13 protein-coding genes are annotated in these 14,220 nt (G+C 74.3%); 1 reads left to right on the top strand and 12 read right to left on the bottom strand.

Annotated elements, in window-relative coordinates; genetic code table 11:
* Window positions 1-51: 51 nt before the first annotated feature.
* From pyrF to pyrR, 6 genes are read right to left on the bottom strand one after another with little or no spacing between them, the layout of a single operon-like run.
* A complete protein-coding gene (gene pyrF / locus H6H00_RS22680) occupies window positions 52-879 on the bottom strand; it encodes an orotidine-5'-phosphate decarboxylase (RefSeq protein WP_185717736.1) in 828 nt (275 codons plus the stop codon).
* Window positions 876-4,178, bottom strand: coding sequence for a carbamoyl-phosphate synthase large subunit (gene carB, locus H6H00_RS22675; RefSeq protein WP_185717735.1), 3,303 nt, complete (start codon window positions 4,176-4,178; stop codon window positions 876-878). The genes pyrF and carB overlap by 4 nt, the downstream gene beginning before the upstream one ends.
* Window positions 4,178-5,296, bottom strand: a complete 1,119-nt coding sequence (gene carA, locus H6H00_RS22670) for a glutamine-hydrolyzing carbamoyl-phosphate synthase small subunit (RefSeq protein WP_185717734.1) — start codon at window positions 5,294-5,296, stop codon at window positions 4,178-4,180. Before carA ends, carB begins: the two co-directional genes overlap by 1 nt.
* Window positions 5,293-6,600 carry a dihydroorotase gene (locus H6H00_RS22665; RefSeq protein ID WP_185717733.1) on the bottom strand — a complete coding sequence of 436 codons (1,308 nt, stop codon included), beginning with the start codon at window positions 6,598-6,600 and terminating at the stop codon, window positions 5,293-5,295. Before H6H00_RS22665 ends, carA begins: the two co-directional genes overlap by 4 nt.
* Complete coding sequence (locus tag H6H00_RS22660) at window positions 6,597-7,541, bottom strand: aspartate carbamoyltransferase catalytic subunit (RefSeq protein WP_185717732.1); 945 nt, start codon at window positions 7,539-7,541, stop codon at window positions 6,597-6,599. The genes H6H00_RS22665 and H6H00_RS22660 overlap by 4 nt, the downstream gene beginning before the upstream one ends.
* Entirely contained in the window at window positions 7,538-8,143 is a 606-nt protein-coding gene (pyrR, locus tag H6H00_RS22655; protein ID WP_185717731.1) for a bifunctional pyr operon transcriptional regulator/uracil phosphoribosyltransferase PyrR, read from the bottom strand. Before pyrR ends, H6H00_RS22660 begins: the two co-directional genes overlap by 4 nt.
* A 476-nt stretch (window positions 8,144-8,619) precedes the next feature.
* On the opposite strand from pyrR, the gene bldD reads away from it, so the two are divergent.
* Window positions 8,620-9,102 carry a transcriptional regulator BldD gene (gene bldD / locus H6H00_RS22650; RefSeq protein ID WP_185717730.1) on the top strand — a complete coding sequence of 161 codons (483 nt, stop codon included), beginning with the start codon at window positions 8,620-8,622 and terminating at the stop codon, window positions 9,100-9,102.
* 92 nt (window positions 9,103-9,194) lie between these two features.
* Here the strand turns inward: bldD and H6H00_RS22645 are convergent, their stop codons facing one another.
* From H6H00_RS22645 to aroB, 6 genes are all read right to left on the bottom strand, one after another.
* Window positions 9,195-10,358, bottom strand: coding sequence for an MFS transporter (locus H6H00_RS22645; RefSeq protein ID WP_185717729.1), 1,164 nt, complete (start codon window positions 10,356-10,358; stop codon window positions 9,195-9,197).
* Window positions 10,359-10,514: 156 nt separating this feature from the next.
* Entirely contained in the window at window positions 10,515-10,934 is a 420-nt protein-coding gene (nusB, locus tag H6H00_RS22640; RefSeq protein WP_185722670.1) for a transcription antitermination factor NusB, read from the bottom strand.
* 2 nt (window positions 10,935-10,936) lie between these two features.
* Window positions 10,937-11,500, bottom strand: a complete 564-nt coding sequence (gene efp, locus H6H00_RS22635; protein WP_185717728.1) for an elongation factor P — start codon at window positions 11,498-11,500, stop codon at window positions 10,937-10,939.
* A gap of 135 nt (window positions 11,501-11,635) precedes the next feature.
* Window positions 11,636-12,712 carry a M24 family metallopeptidase gene (locus H6H00_RS22630; RefSeq protein WP_185717727.1) on the bottom strand — a complete coding sequence of 359 codons (1,077 nt, stop codon included), beginning with the start codon at window positions 12,710-12,712 and terminating at the stop codon, window positions 11,636-11,638.
* Window positions 12,712-13,143 carry a type II 3-dehydroquinate dehydratase gene (gene aroQ / locus H6H00_RS22625; RefSeq protein ID WP_185717726.1) on the bottom strand — a complete coding sequence of 144 codons (432 nt, stop codon included), beginning with the start codon at window positions 13,141-13,143 and terminating at the stop codon, window positions 12,712-12,714. Before aroQ ends, H6H00_RS22630 begins: the two co-directional genes overlap by 1 nt.
* Window positions 13,140-14,213, bottom strand: coding sequence for a 3-dehydroquinate synthase (gene aroB / locus H6H00_RS22620; protein WP_185717725.1), 1,074 nt, complete (start codon window positions 14,211-14,213; stop codon window positions 13,140-13,142). Before aroB ends, aroQ begins: the two co-directional genes overlap by 4 nt.
* Window positions 14,214-14,220 lie beyond the last annotated feature (7 nt).

Genomic DNA, 14,220 nt, shown 5'->3' with positions numbered 1-14,220 from the left:
CCCGCACCCGGCCCACCGGTGCCGGGCCCGCACCGCCCGACCCGCCCGCGCTCAGGCCCGCGCCACCGCCAGCTCGTCGCGCAGGTGCTCCGCGGCGGCGCGGACCGCCGCCGGGTCCGGACCCGCCCTCAGCACCGACCGCGACGCCGCGGGCAGCACCGTCCCGCGCACCCCGGCGAAGCGGGCCGCGACGTCGGCCGGGCCGGCGCCCTGGGCACCGAGGCCGGGGGCGAGGACCGGGCCGTCGAGGGCGGAGAGGTCGAGCCCGTGCTCGGCCGTCGCGCCCACCACCACCCCGACGCCGCCGGGAGCGGCGGCGTTGCGGGCCGCGGCCCCGTCGACCATCACCTGCCCGACGGTCCGCTCCCCGAACGTCGCCAGCTGCACCTCCGCACCCTCGGGGTTGGAGGTGCGGGCGAGGACGAACACACCGCGACCCGCATCGGCCGCGGCGTCCAGGGCCGGGGCGAGCGAGCTGAAGCCGAGGTAGGGCGAGAGCGTGACGGCGTCGGCGCCGAGCGGGGCACCGACCGCGAGGTAGGCGTCGGCGTAGCCGTCCATCGTGGAGCCGATGTCGCCGCGCTTGACGTCGAGCAGCGTCAGCGTGCCGGTGCCCGCGAACCCCGCGAGCACCCGCTCCAGCACCTGGACCCCGCGCCAGCCGTGCCGCTCGAAGAACGCCGACTGCGGCTTGACCACCGCCACGTGCCCCGCGAACGCCTCGACGCAGGCGTCGGCGAAGCGCGCGAGGCCCTCGGCGTCGTCGGTGAGGCCCCACTCGGCCAGCAGCGGCGGGTGCGGGTCGATCCCGGCGCACAGCGGGCCGTGCGCGTCGACCGCGGCCGCCAGTCGCTCCCCGAAGCCCACGACCGTGCTCATGACCGGGCCTTCTGCAGCGCCGCGTGCGTCTCCTGCAGGGAGCGCACCCCGATCCGGCCCGCCGCCGTCGCCTCGATGCCCTGCACCGCGGCGGCCGCGCCCTGCACCGTCGTGATGCACGGCACCCCCCGGCTGACCGCGGCCGCGCGGATCTCGTAGCCGTCGACGCGCGGCCCGGAGTTGCCGTACGGGGTGTTGATGATCATGTCGACCCGACCGTCGAGGATCAGCTCCACGACCGTCTCGCCGCCCTCGGAGTGCTTGCGCACCGGCGTGGTCGTGATCCCGTTGCGGCGCAGCACGTCGGCGGTGCCGTCGGTGGCGAGGATCTCGAAGCCGAGGTCGGCCAGGCGCCGGACCGGGAAGACCATCGCGCGCTTGTCGCGGTCGGCGACCGACACGAACACCTTCCCGTTCGCCGGCAGCGACCCGTACGCGGCGGCCTGCGACTTCGCGAACGCCGGGCCGAACGAGGCGTCGATGCCCATGACCTCGCCGGTCGACTTCATCTCCGGGCCGAGCAGCGGGTCGACCCCGCGGCCGTCCTTCGTGCGGAAGCGGTTGAACGGCAGCACCGCCTCCTTGACGGCGACGGGCGCGTCCGGCGGCAGCTCGCCGCCGTCGCCCTCGGCGGGCAGCAGGCCCTCGCCGCGGAGCTCGGCGATGGTGGCGCCCAGCATGATCCGGGCCGCGGCCTTGGCCAGCGGCACCGCGGTGGCCTTCGAGACGAACGGCACCGTCCGCGATGCGCGCGGGTTGGCCTCCAGCACGTAGAGCGTCTCGCCGTGCAGGGCGTACTGGACGTTGAGCAGCCCCCGCACCCCGACGCCGTGCGCGATCGCCTCCGTGGAGCGGCGCACGGCCTCGATCACGCTGCGCCCCAGCGTGACCGGGGGCAGGGTGCACGAGGAGTCGCCGGAGTGGATGCCGGCCTCCTCGATGTGCTCCATGACGCCGCCGACGAACACCTCGACGCCGTCGCACAGCGCGTCGACGTCGATCTCGACCGCGTCGTCGAGGAACCGGTCGACCAGGACCGGGCGCTCGTCGCTGATGGTCGTGGCGCGGGCGATGTAGCCGGCCAGGGTCTCGTCGTCGTAGACGATCTCCATGCCGCGCCCGCCCAGCACGTAGGACGGCCGGACCAGCACCGGGTAGCCGATGCGGGCGGCGATCTCGCGCGCGGAGTCGAAGGTGGTGGCCATGCCGAACGACGGCGCGGGCAGCCCCGCCCTGCGGAGCACCTCGCCGAACGCGCCGCGGTCCTCGGCCAGGTCGATCGCGGCGGCGCTCGTCCCCACGACCGGCACCCCCGCGGCCGTGAGACGGGCGGCGAGCCCCAGCGGGGTCTGCCCCCCGAGCTGCACGATCACGCCGACGACGGTGCCGCTCTCCTGCTCGGCGTGCACCACCTCCAGCACGTCCTCGAAGGTGAGGGGCTCGAAGTAGAGGCGGTCGGCGGTGTCGTAGTCGGTGGAGACCGTCTCGGGGTTGCAGTTGACCATCACGGTCTCGAAGCCCGCCTCGCGCAGCGCCATGACGGCGTGCACGCAGGAGTAGTCGAACTCGATGCCCTGGCCGATCCGGTTCGGGCCGGACCCCAGGATCAGCACCTTGGGCCGGTCGGGCTGGGCCGCGATCTCCGACTCGGCGCCGGGGTCGGTCTCGTAGGCGCTGTAGTGGTACGGCGTCAGCGCCCGGAACTCCGCCGCGCAGGTGTCGACGGTCTTGTAGACCGGGCGGACGCCGAGGCGGTGCCGCAGCGTCCGCACGCCGTCCTCCCCGGCGAGCTCGGGGCGCAGCGCGGCGATCTGCCGGTCGGAGATCCCGGCCCGCTTCGCCCGGCGCAGCAGCACCGACTCCAGCACGGGCGCGTCGAGGATCTCGGTGCGCAGCTCGGTGAGCGCGAGGATCTGGTCGAGGAACCACGGGTCGATGCCGGTCTCCGCGGCCACCTCGGCCACGGTCGCACCGCTGCGCAGCGCGCGCTCCACCTCGTAGATCCGCCCGTCGACGGGGACCCGGATCTCCGGGTCCCCCACGGGATCCGGCGTGGTCCAGAACCCGGCCGCCGTGGTCTCCATCGACCGCAGCGCCTTGCCCAGCGCCTCGGGGAACGAGCGCCCGAGCGCCATCGCCTCGCCGACGCTCTTCATCGTCGTCGTCAGCTCGGGGTCGGCGCCGGGGAACTTCTCGAACGCGAACCGCGGGATCTTGACCGCCACGTAGTCGAGCGTGGGCTCGAACGCGGCCAGGGTCTCGCCGGTGATGTCGTTGCGGATCTCGTCGAGGGTGTAGCCGACGGCCAGCCGCGCGGCGATCTTCGCGATCGGGAACCCGGTCGCCTTCGACGCCAGCGCGGAGGACCGCGACACGCGCGGGTTCATCTCGATGACGACGAGCCGCCCGGTCTCCGGCTGGACCGCGAACTGGATGTTGCAGCCGCCGGTGTCGACGCCGACCGCGCGCAGCACCGCGATGCCGACGTCGCGCATGTGCTGGTACTCGCGGTCGGTCAGCGTCATGGCCGGCGCGACGGTGATCGAGTCGCCGGTGTGCACGCCCATCGGGTCGATGTTCTCGATGGAGCAGATGACGACCACGTTGTCGTGGTGGTCGCGCATGAGCTCCAGCTCGTACTCCTTCCACCCCAGGACCGACTCCTCGATGAGGACCTCGGTGACCGGCGACGCGGCGAGCCCGCCCCCGGCCAGGCGCTCCAGGTCGGCCTCGGTGTGGGCCATGCCCGAGCCGAGCCCGCCCATGGTGAACGACGGCCGGATGACGACCGGCAGGCCCAGCTCGCCGACGGCCGCGCGCACCTCGTCCATGGAGTGGCAGACGGCGCTGCGCGGCACCTCGCCGCCCACGCCCAGCACGATCTCCTTGAACTTCAGGCGGTCCTCGCCGCGCTGGATCGACTCGACGTCGGCGCCGATCAGCTCGATCCCGTGCCGCTCCAGCGCCCCGTTGTCGTGCAGGGCGATCGCGGTGTTCAGCGCGGTCTGCCCGCCGAGCGTGGCCAGGATCGCGGTGACCGGGAACCCGGCGTCGCGCTCGGCCTCGATCACCTTCTCCACGAACTCGGGGGTGATCGGCTCGATGTAGGTGGCGTCGGCGAACTCGGGGTCGGTCATGATCGTGGCCGGGTTCGAGTTCACCAGCGAGACCCGGATGCCCTCGGCGCGCAGCACGCGGCAGGCCTGGGTGCCCGAGTAGTCGAACTCGCACGCCTGGCCGATGACGATCGGCCCGGAGCCGATCACCAGCACGTGCCGGATGTCCTCACGGCGGGGCATCAGCGCTCTCCTGCCATCAGCGAGACGAAGCGGTCGAAGAGGTCGGCGGCGTCGTGCGGGCCGGCCGCGGCCTCCGGGTGGTACTGCACGCTGAACGCGGGCGCGTCGAGCGCGGCGAGGCCCTCGACGCAGCCGTCGTTGGGGCAGGTGTGGGTGATCCGCGCCCGGCCGAACGGGGTGTCGAACTCCTCCCCCGCCTCGCCCTCGACGGCGAACCCGTGGTTCTGCGAGGTGATCGCGACACGGCCGGTGGCGTGCTCGATCACCGGGATGTTGATGCCCCGGTGCCCGTAGGGCAGCTTGTAGGTGCCGCGGCCCAGCGCCCGGCCGAGGATCTGGTTGCCGAGGCAGATGCCGAACAGCGGGATCCGCCGCTCCAGCACCGCGCGCGTCAGCGCCACCGGGCCGTCGGCCGTCGCCGGGTCGCCGGGGCCGTTGGACAGGAAGAACCCGTCGAAGCCCTCGACCTGCTCGATCGTGCTCGACGCGGGCAGCACGTGCGTCTCGACGCCCCGCTGCGCCAGCATCCTCGGCGTGTTCGACTTGATCCCGACGTCGAGCGCAGCGACCCGGAACCGCGTCGCGCCGACCGCGGGCACCACGTAGGGCTCCCGGGTCGTGACGGCGCCGAAGAGGTCGGAGCCCTCCATCCGCGGGCTGTCGAGGACGCGCTGCACCAGCACGTCGTCGGCGGCCAGGTCGTCACCGGAGAAGACCCCGGCCCGCATCGCCCCGCGCTCGCGCAGGTGGCGCACCAGCGCCCGGGTGTCGATGCCCGAGACCGACACGATCCCCTGCTCCCGCAACGCGTCCGCGAGCGATCCGGTGGACCGCCAGTTCGACGCCGACCGCGACGGGTCGCGCACCACGTACCCGGCGACCTGGATCCCGGCGGACTCGTCGTCCTCGTCGTTCCAGCCGGTGTTGCCGATCTGCGGGGCGGTCTGCACGACGATCTGGCGGTGGTAGGACGGATCGGTCAGCGTCTCCTGGTAGCCGGTCATGCCGGTGGTGAACACCGCCTCGCCCAGCCCCGTCCCGAGCGCCCCGTAGGCCTCGCCGCGGAAGATCCGCCCGTCCTCCAGGACGAGTACCGCGCTCGTGCTCCGTCCGCTCACCGGGCGACCTTCCCGTCCTGGGCCGTGATCCGTCCACGCAGGACGGTGGCGACCACCGCTCCGGGCAGCCGCATCCCCTCGTACGGGGTGTTCGCCGCCCTGCTGGCCAGCGCCGCGCCGCGCACGGTCCACTGGGCCTCCGGGTCGACCAGCGCGAACGTGGCCGGCTCCCCCACCGCGATCGGGCGGCCCTGGTCGGGCAGGTTCCCGATCTCCGCGGGCCGCTCGGACAGCACGCGCGCGACGCCGCGCCAGTCGAGCAGCCCCGGCTCGACCATGGTGTGCACCAGCACCGAGAACGCCGTCTGCAGCCCCAGCATCCCGGGTCGCGCCGCCTGCCACTCGGTGTCCTTGTACTGGCTGGCGTGCGGCGCGTGGTCGGTGGCGACCACGTCGATCACGCCCTCGGCCAGCGCCGCCCGCATCGCCTTGGTGTCCTCGGCGGTGCGCAGCGGCGGGTTGACCTTGTTGACGGGGTCGTAGCTGGTGAGCCTGCCGTCGGTGAGCAGCAGGTGGTGCGGGGTGACCTCGGCGCTCACCCGCACCCCGGCCGCCTTGGCCGCGCGCAGCACGTCGACGGTGCGGGCCGAGGAGATGTGGCAGACGTGCAGCGCGGCCCCGGCCTCGCGGGCCAGCGCGCAGTCGCGGGCGACGATCGTCTCCTCCGCGGTGGCGGGCCAGCCGGCCAGCCCCAGCCGCGAGGCGACGACGCCCTCGTGCGCCTGGGCGCCGCCGGTGAGGCGGTGGTCCTCGGCGTGCTGGGCGATCACCACGTTCAGCGCGGAGGCGTACTCCAGGGCCCGGCGCATGATCAGCGGGTCGTTGACGCACCTGCCGTCGTCGCTGAACATCCGGACCTGGGCGCGGCTCGCGGCCATCGTGCCGAGCTCGGCCATCTTCGCGCCGTCGAGCCCGACGGTGACCGCGCCGACGGGGTGGACGTCGACGAGCCCGACCTCCCGCCCGCGCCGCCACACGTGCTCGACGACGACCGCCGTGTCGGCCACGGGATCGGTGTTGGGCATCGCGAACACCGCGGTGAACCCGCCGAGCGCGGCCGCGGCCGACCCGGTGGCGACGTCCTCGGACTCCTCGCCACCGGGCTCGCGCAGGTGCACGTGCAGGTCGACGAAGCCGGGCAGCAGCACGTGCCCGCCGCCGTCCAGCACGGGGACACCCTCGGGTGCGGTGAGGCCGGCGCCCATCTCGGTCACGACGCCGTCGCGCACGAGGAGGTCGACGGCGTCCCCGCCGTAGGGCCGGACGTCGGTGATCAGCAGGTCGGTCGTGCCCTGTTCGGTCATTCCGGAGCTCCCGCGAGGAGGTGGTAGAGCACGGCCATGCGGACGTGGACGCCGTTGGCGACCTGGGCCAGCACGGCCGACGACGGGGAGTCGGCCACGGCGGGCGCGATCTCCATACCCCGCACCATCGGGCCGGGGTGGAGCACGACGGCGTGCTCGGGCAGCAGCGCGGCGCGGGCCTCGGACAGGCCGTAGCCGATCGCGTACTCGCGCGACGAGGGGAAGAACGAGCCGTGCATCCGCTCGGCCTGCACGCGCAGCATCATCACCGCGTCCAGGGCGGGCAGCTCGGCGTCGAGCGACGGGCTGACCCGGCACGGCCACTCGGCGACGCCGACCGGCAGCAGCGTCGGCGGCGCGATCACCACCACCTCGGCGCCCAGGGTGGCGAGCAGCAGGACGTTGGAGCGGGCGACGCGGCTGTGCAGGACGTCGCCGACGATCCCGATGCGGCGCCCGGCGATCGAGCCGAGCCGGTCCCGCAGCGTGGCCGCGTCGAGCAGGGCCTGCGTGGGGTGCTCGTGGGTGCCGTCGCCGGCGTTGACGATCGAGGTGTGGGTGCCGGTCATCTCGCGGTCGCGGTCGGCCCAGGCCGCCATGCGGTGCGCGGAGCCGGAGGCGGGGTGCCGGACGATCACGCAGTCGGCCCCCATCGCGGACAGCGTCAGGGAGGTGTCGCGCAGCGACTCTCCCTTGCTCACCGAGGACCCCGAGGCGCTGACGTTGACGGTGTCGGCGCTCATCCACTTGCCGGCGATCTCGAACGACACCCGGGTGCGCGTGGAGTTCTCGTAGAACATCGTGATGACGGTGCGGCCGCGCAGCGTCGGGAGCTTGCGGACCTCGCGGCCGAGCAGCGCCTGCTTGAGGCGGTCGGCGGTGTCGAGCAGCGCGGTGGCGGTGGCGGCGTCGAGGTCGGTGACCGAGAGCAGGTGCTTCACGGCGCGGCCTCCGAGGAGCCGGCTCCGCCGGTGGCCATCCGCTGCAGCCGCACGCCGTCGACGCCGTCGGTCTCGGCCAGCAGCAGCAGGATCTGCTCGTCGCGGGAGGTGGGGACGTTCTTGCCGACGTAGTCGGCGCGGATCGGGAGCTCGCGGTGCCCGCGGTCGACCAGCACCGCGAGCTGCACGGCGCGCGGGCGGCCGTGGTCGGCGAGCGCGTCGAGCGCGGCGCGGACGGTGCGCCCGGACATCAGCACGTCGTCGACGAGGACGACGAGCCGGTCGTCGAGGCCGCCCTCGGGCACCTCGGTGTCCCCGAGCGCGCGGGCGGGGCGGCGGCGCAGGTCGTCGCGGTGCAGCGTGACGTCGACGGAGCCGACCTCCGGGGCCGTGCCGGCGAACTCGCCGATCGCGGCCGAGAGCCGGCGGGCGAGGATCGTGCCGCGCGTCGGGATGCCGATGAGCACGACGTCCTCGTCGCCCGCGGTCTTCTCGATGATCTGGTGCGCGATGCGCGCGATGGTGCGGGTGACGTCGGCGGCGCTGAGCAGTTCCCGGTCTCCGGGCGCGCCTGGGACGTCCCCGCGGCGGTCGTTCGCCACGAGGCTCTCCTTCCCCGCCTCACCGGACGGGTCTTAAAGGAACGGTTTCCGCGGGCGACCGTACCAGCGGGTACCGACACGACCCGTCTCCGAACGCCCCGGCATCGCCAGCATCACACCGCCCGTCACGACACCCTCTGGAGTCCCACCCGTCACACGCTGGTCACGCTCCGGTCACGGCGGCCGCGCGGGGCCCGTCCCGTACCGGCCACAAAGCCCAGGCGGCGGCGTGTCGATCAGCCATTAGGGTGGAACCGGGGCGTAACGGGACCGCGACGGGCCGGACAACTTGACCAGACAGCGACGGCGAGCGCATGATTACTCTCCGTATTGATCCACTGTGTGGCGGGTGGCCGCGGGGGGCACCACTCGACTCGACCACCGGCGTCCCCGAACGCCGGATCCCCGAGAGCACATCAGTTCCTCCGACGTCGGCCCCGACCGGGCCGGCGCCAGTCACGGAAAGGGGTCGCCGCATGGGCGACTACGCCAAGGCGCTCGGCGGGAAGCTCCGCGCCATCCGGCAGCAGCAGGGCCTGTCGCTGCACGGCGTCGAGCAGAAGTCGGGCGGGCGGTGGAAGGCCGTCGTCGTCGGCTCGTACGAGCGCGGCGACCGCGCCGTCACGGTGCAGAAGCTGGCCGAGCTGGCCGACTTCTACGGCGTGCCGGTGGCCGAGCTCCTCCCCGAGGGCCGCGTGCCGTCGGGATCCGAGCCCGCCACGAAGATCGTCATCAACCTGGAGCGGCTGCAGCAGCTCCCGGCGGACAAGGTGGGCCCGCTGGCCCGCTACGCCGCCGCCATCCAGAGCCAGCGCGGCGACTACAACGGCAAGGTGCTCAGCATCCGCGCCGAGGACCTGCGCTCGCTCGCGATCATCTACGACAAGAGCCCCGGCGAGCTGACCGACCAGCTCATCGACTGGGGAGTGCTCCCCCCGGAGGCCCGTCCCGCGCCGTGACGCACCGGCACCTGGGGAAGGGTGCCGGCGCCACACGCACGAAGCGGCCCTGTCGTCCACCGGACGGCAGGGCCGCTTCGTCGTCCCCGGGCCTACGCCGGCACCGCGGTCCGGCGGCGCGCGTACCGGATCACCGCGACGGCCGGGACGATCCCCAGCGCCGCCAGCAGGGCCCCGGCCGCGGGCGGGGCGGCCAGCCCCAGCCCGGCCGACAGCACCAGCCCGCCCGCGGCGGCCCCGATCGCGTTGGCCAGGTTGAACGCCGACTGGATCGACGCCGACGCGAGCGCCGGGGCCTCCCCCGCCGCGTCCAGCACGAGCGTCTGCACCGCGGGCACGATCGCCAGGCCGACCGCGCCGATCCCGAACACCAGCACGGGGGCCGTCACCGGCGAGTGCACCGCGGCCACCGCGACCACGAGCAGCCCGGCCTGGGCGGCGAGCAGCGCGACCACCACGCGCCGCGGGTCGAACCGGTCGGCCAGCCGCCCGCCGGCCACCGTGCCGACGGTCATGCCCAGCCCGAACACGCCGAGCAGCACCGGGACCGTCGCCGTCCCGAACCCGGCGAGGTCGGTCATCATCGGCGCGATGTAGGTGTAGAAGGCGAACAGGCCGCCGCAGCCGACGACGACCGTGCCCAGCGCCAGCAGCACCGCCGGCCGGCGCAGCGCGGCGAACTCCGCGCCGATGCTCGGGCGGGCCGTGACGGTGTCGCGGGTCAGCGTGGCCAGCATCCCGGCCACGCACAGCAGCGCCAGCCCCGTGATGAGGACGAACGCGAGCCGCCAGCCCAGCAGCCCGCCCAGCGCGGTCGCCGCGGGCACGCCGACGAGGTTCGCGACCGTCAGCCCCAGCACCATCGACGCCACCGCGGACGCCCGCCGCCCCGGCGCCACCAGCGACGCGGCGACCAGCGCTCCCACGCCGAAGAACGCCCCGTGCGGGAGCCCGGAGAGGAACCGGGCGACGACGAGCAGCCCGAAGGTCGGGGCCAGCGCGGCGAGCGCGTTGCCCGCGGCGAACACCGCCATGAACAGCAGCAGGGCCGTGCGGCGGCGCAGCCGGACCGCGGCGGCCGTCAGCAGGGGCGCGCCCACGACGACGCCGACCGCGTAGGCGGTGACGAGGTTGCCCCCGACGGGCAGGGAGACCCCCAGGTCGGCGGCGATGCGGGGCAGCAGGCCCATCACGGCGAACTCGGAGAGCCCGATGGCGAACGTCCCCAACGCCATCACGACGATCGCGACCGGCACGGCGGTACTCCAGTACTCCTCGGCGCGGCAGGACCAGCCACACGCTACGCCGATCGTCGAATCGATTCGACGGTATGCGACGCACAGCACCCGCGCGGACGCCACCACCTCGTGAGCGGGGACGGCGGCCGGGGCGGCCGTTCCCGCGCACGGGCGTCAGCGGGTGGCGCGCAGCTGCTCCGCGATGTCGGCGATGCGGCCGAGCACGCCGTTGAGGAAGCGCGGGCTGTCGTCGGTGGACAGCGTGCGGGCCAGCTCGACGGCCTCCGTGATCGCCACCGGGTCGTCGATCTCGTCGACCCAGAGCAGCTCGAACACGCCGATCCGCAGCAGCGCGCGGTCGACGGCGGGCATCCGCGCCACCGTCCAGCCCTCGGCGTGCTCGGTGAGGAGCTGGTCGATCCGCTCCCGGTGCGCGACGACGCCCTCGACGAGCATCCCGGCGTAGTCCGAGACCGGCGGCGCGTCGTCGGTCTCCCGGCGCTGCACCAGCACCGCGAGCGGGTCGTCGCCGCGGGCCTCGGACTCGAACAGGATGTCCAGCGCGCGCTTGCGTGCCTTCGTCCGGGCGCGCAGCATCAGGAGGAGATGCGGCCGAGGTAGCGCCCGTCGCGGGTGTCCACCTTGACCTTCTCGCCGGTGGTGACGAACAGCGGCACCTGGATCTCGGCGCCGGTCTCCAGCGTGGCGGGCTTGGTGCCGCCGGTGGAGCGGTCGCCCTGCAGGCCGGGGTCGGTGTGGCTGATGACCAGCTCCACCGAGGTGGGCAGCTCGACGAACAGCGGCACGCTCTCGTGCAGCGCGACCATCGCGACCTGGTTCTCCAGCAGGTACCCCGCGGCGGTGCCGACGGTGTTCTCCGGGATCGGGATCTGGTCGAACGTGTCGCCGTCCATGAAGACGAAGTCGGAGCCGTCGCGGTAGAGGAACGTCATGTCGCGGCGGTCGACGGTGGCCGTCTCCACCTTCGTGCCCGCGTTGAAGGTCTTGTCGACGACCTTCCCGGTCATGACGTTCTTCAGCGTCGTGCGCACGAAGGCGCCGCCCTTGCCGGGCTTGACGTGCTGGAACGCCGTGACCGCCCAGAGCTGGCCCTCCAGGTTGAGCACCAGGCCGTTCTTCAGGTCGTTCGTGGTGGCCACGTGAGCAAGTCTCCTGCGTCGGTTCGGGGCGCGCAGCTCGTCCCAGAAGGGAATCGACCCAGTGGGAGGCGCGCCGGGTGTTCTCGCGGACGGCGCGCGCTCGGCGCCGTCGTCCGGAGCGTCAGGGTACCCGGGTCAGACCTCGAGCAGCTCCCTGGTGGTCCGGGTCAGCAGTTCGGGCTCCCCGTCGCGGACGACGAGCGTGTCCTCGATGCGCACGCCGCCCCGGCCCTCCAGGTACACCCCGGGCTCGACGGTGACGGCCATGCCCGCGGCGAGCGTGCCGGTGCCGGTGCGGGCCAGCGCCGGGGCCTCGTGGATCTGCAGGCCGATGCCGTGCCCCAGGCCGTGCAGGAACTCCTCGCCCCGCCCGGCGTCGACGCACACGTCGCGGGCGGCGGCGTCGACCGCGACGACGTCGGCGCCGGGGGCCAGTGCGGCCCGCCCGGCCCGCTGGGCGGCGGCGACCAGCGCGTGCAGCTCCCGCTGCCAGTCCGCCGCGGGGCCCAGGACGACGGTCCGGGTGATGTCGGAGTGGTAGCCGTCGACGAGCGCGCCGAAGTCCATCTTCACGAGGTCGCCCGCGCGGAGCCCGGCGTCGGTGGGGCGGTGGTGGGGCACCGCGGAGTGCGGCCCGGCCGCGACGATCGTGTCGAACGCCGGGCCCTGCGCGCCGAGGCGGCGCATCCGGGTCTCCAGGTCGAGCGCGACGTCGCGCTCGGTGCGCCCCGGCACGAGCCCGCCGTCGGCGAGCAGGCCGGCCAGCGCGGTGTCGGCGACGGCGCACGCGACCCGCAGCGCCTCGACCTCGTCGGGGTCCTTCACCGCCCGCAGCCCCTGCACCAGCCCGGGCGTCCGCACCAGCGCGACGCCCTGCGCGGCCGCGTCGAGCGCGGCGTGGGCGTCGACGGTGACCGCGTCGGACTCGAAGCCCAGCCGGTCGACGGCCGCCGCGGCGGCCAGGGCGAGCGCGCTCGCGCGGTCCTCGACCCGCTCCAGGTCGGGCACCTGCACCGCCGCCTGGGCGCGGTAGCGGCCGTCGGTGCAGAACCGGCTCGCGGCGTCGCCGTCGACGTGCACGAGCAGCGCGGCGTTCGAGCCGGTGAACCCGGTGAGGTAGCGGACGTTCACCAGGTCGGTGACCAGCAGCGCGTCGACCTCGCGGTCTGCGAGCAGGGCGCGCAGGGCGGCCCGGCGGTCGGGGGCGGGCATCAGGCGCGGTTCTCGGCGATCCACCGCAGCGCGAGGGCGTAGCCGGTGACGCCGAGCCCGACGATCACGCCGTCGGCCACGGCGGAGAGGTAGGAGTGGTGCCGGAACTCCTCGCGCTTGTGCACGTTGGAGATGTGCACCTCGACCAGCGCGGCCGTGAGCTGGGAGCAGGCGTCGCGCACCGCGACCGAGGTGTGGGTCCACGCCCCGGCGTTGAGCACCACCGGCGTGCCGGCGTCGGCGGCGGCGTGCAGCCAGCCGAGCAGCTCGCCCTCGTGGTCGGTCTGGCGGACCTCGACGGCGAGCCCCAGCTCCTCCCCCGTGCGCACGCACAGGTCGGCGAGGTCGGCGTGGGTGGTGGACCCGTAGACGGCCGGTTCGCGGGTGCCGAGGCGGCCGAGGTTGGGGCCGTTGAGGACGAGGACGTTCATGCCGAGATCCTCCCGTACGCCGTCTCCAGGAGCTCCGGGTCCGGTCCCTCCAGCCGTCCGGGGCGGGCGAGGCCGTCGAGCACGACGAACCGCAGCATCCCCGAGCGCGACTTCTTGTCCCCGCGCATCGTCTCGACCAGCTCCGGGAGCACCCCCGGCTCGTAGCGGACGGGGAGGCCGACGGACTCGAGCACCGTGCGGTGCCGGTCGGCGGTGGCGTCGTCGAGCCGGCCGGCCGCCCGGGCCAGCTCGGCGGCGAACACCAGCCCGACGCTGACCGCGTTGCCGTGGCGCCAGCGGTAGTCCTCGCGGCGCTCGACGGCGTGCCCCAGCGTGTGGCCGTAGTTGAGGATCTCGCGCAGGTGCGACTCGCGCAGGTCGGCCGCGACGACGTCGGCCTTGACCTGGATCGAGCGGCGGACCAGCTCGGGCAGGACGTCGCCGGTGGGGTCGAGGGCCGCCTCCGGGTCGCGCTCGACGAGCTCCAGGATCACCGGGTCGGCGATGAAGCCGGTCTTGAGGATCTCCGCGCTGCCGGCGACCAGCTCGTCGGCGGGCAGGGTCTCCAGCGTCGCCAGGTCGACGAGCACCGCGGACGGCTCGTGGAAGGCGCCGACGAGGTTCTTGCCCGCGGCGGTGTTGATGCCGGTCTTGCCTCCGACCGCGGCGTCGACCATCGCGAGCAGCGTCGTCGGGACGTGCACGACCCGCACCCCGCGCATCCACGCCGACGCGACGAACCCGGCGAGGTCGGTGACGGCGCCCCCGCCCAGTGACACGACGACGTCGCCGCGGGTGAGGCCGACCGTGCCGCAGACCTCCCAGCAGAACCCGGCGACGGTGAGCGTCTTGCCGTCCTCGGCGTCGGGCACCTCCACGCGGTGCGCGTCGACCCCGGCCGCGACCAGCGACGCCCGCAGCTCCTCGGCCTGCGCCGCGAGCGGGGGCTGGTGCACGACCACCGCCTTCGACGCCCCGAGCCCGGTGACGGTGCCGGCCACCTCGGCCCGCGCCCCCCGTCCGATCAGCACGGGGTACGGGGCTGCGGTGGCGACGTCGATCCGGATCACGGCGCCA

It is taken from the genome of Pseudonocardia petroleophila, assembly GCF_014235185.1.
Classification (GTDB): domain Bacteria; phylum Actinomycetota; class Actinomycetes; order Mycobacteriales; family Pseudonocardiaceae; genus Pseudonocardia; species Pseudonocardia petroleophila.
This window is presented reverse-complemented; position numbering and strand designations above follow the sequence as displayed.

What these genes read in the sequence shown, in the direction of transcription:
- H6H00_RS22665 (WP_185717733.1), bottom strand. Translation starts at nt 6,600, where the DNA reads ATGACCGAACAGGGCACGACCGACCTGCTGATCACCGACGTCCGGCCC.
- carB (WP_185717735.1), bottom strand. Translation starts at nt 4,178, where the DNA reads ATGCCCCGCCGTGAGGACATCCGGCACGTGCTGGTGATCGGCTCCGGG.
- H6H00_RS22630 (WP_185717727.1), bottom strand. Translation starts at nt 12,712, where the DNA reads ATGCCCGCCCCCGACCGCCGGGCCGCCCTGCGCGCCCTGCTCGCAGAC.
- pyrF (WP_185717736.1), bottom strand. Translation starts at nt 879, where the DNA reads ATGAGCACGGTCGTGGGCTTCGGGGAGCGACTGGCGGCCGCGGTCGAC.
- aroQ (WP_185717726.1), bottom strand. Translation starts at nt 13,143, where the DNA reads ATGAACGTCCTCGTCCTCAACGGCCCCAACCTCGGCCGCCTCGGCACC.
- bldD (WP_185717730.1), top strand. Translation starts at nt 8,620, where the DNA reads ATGGGCGACTACGCCAAGGCGCTCGGCGGGAAGCTCCGCGCCATCCGG.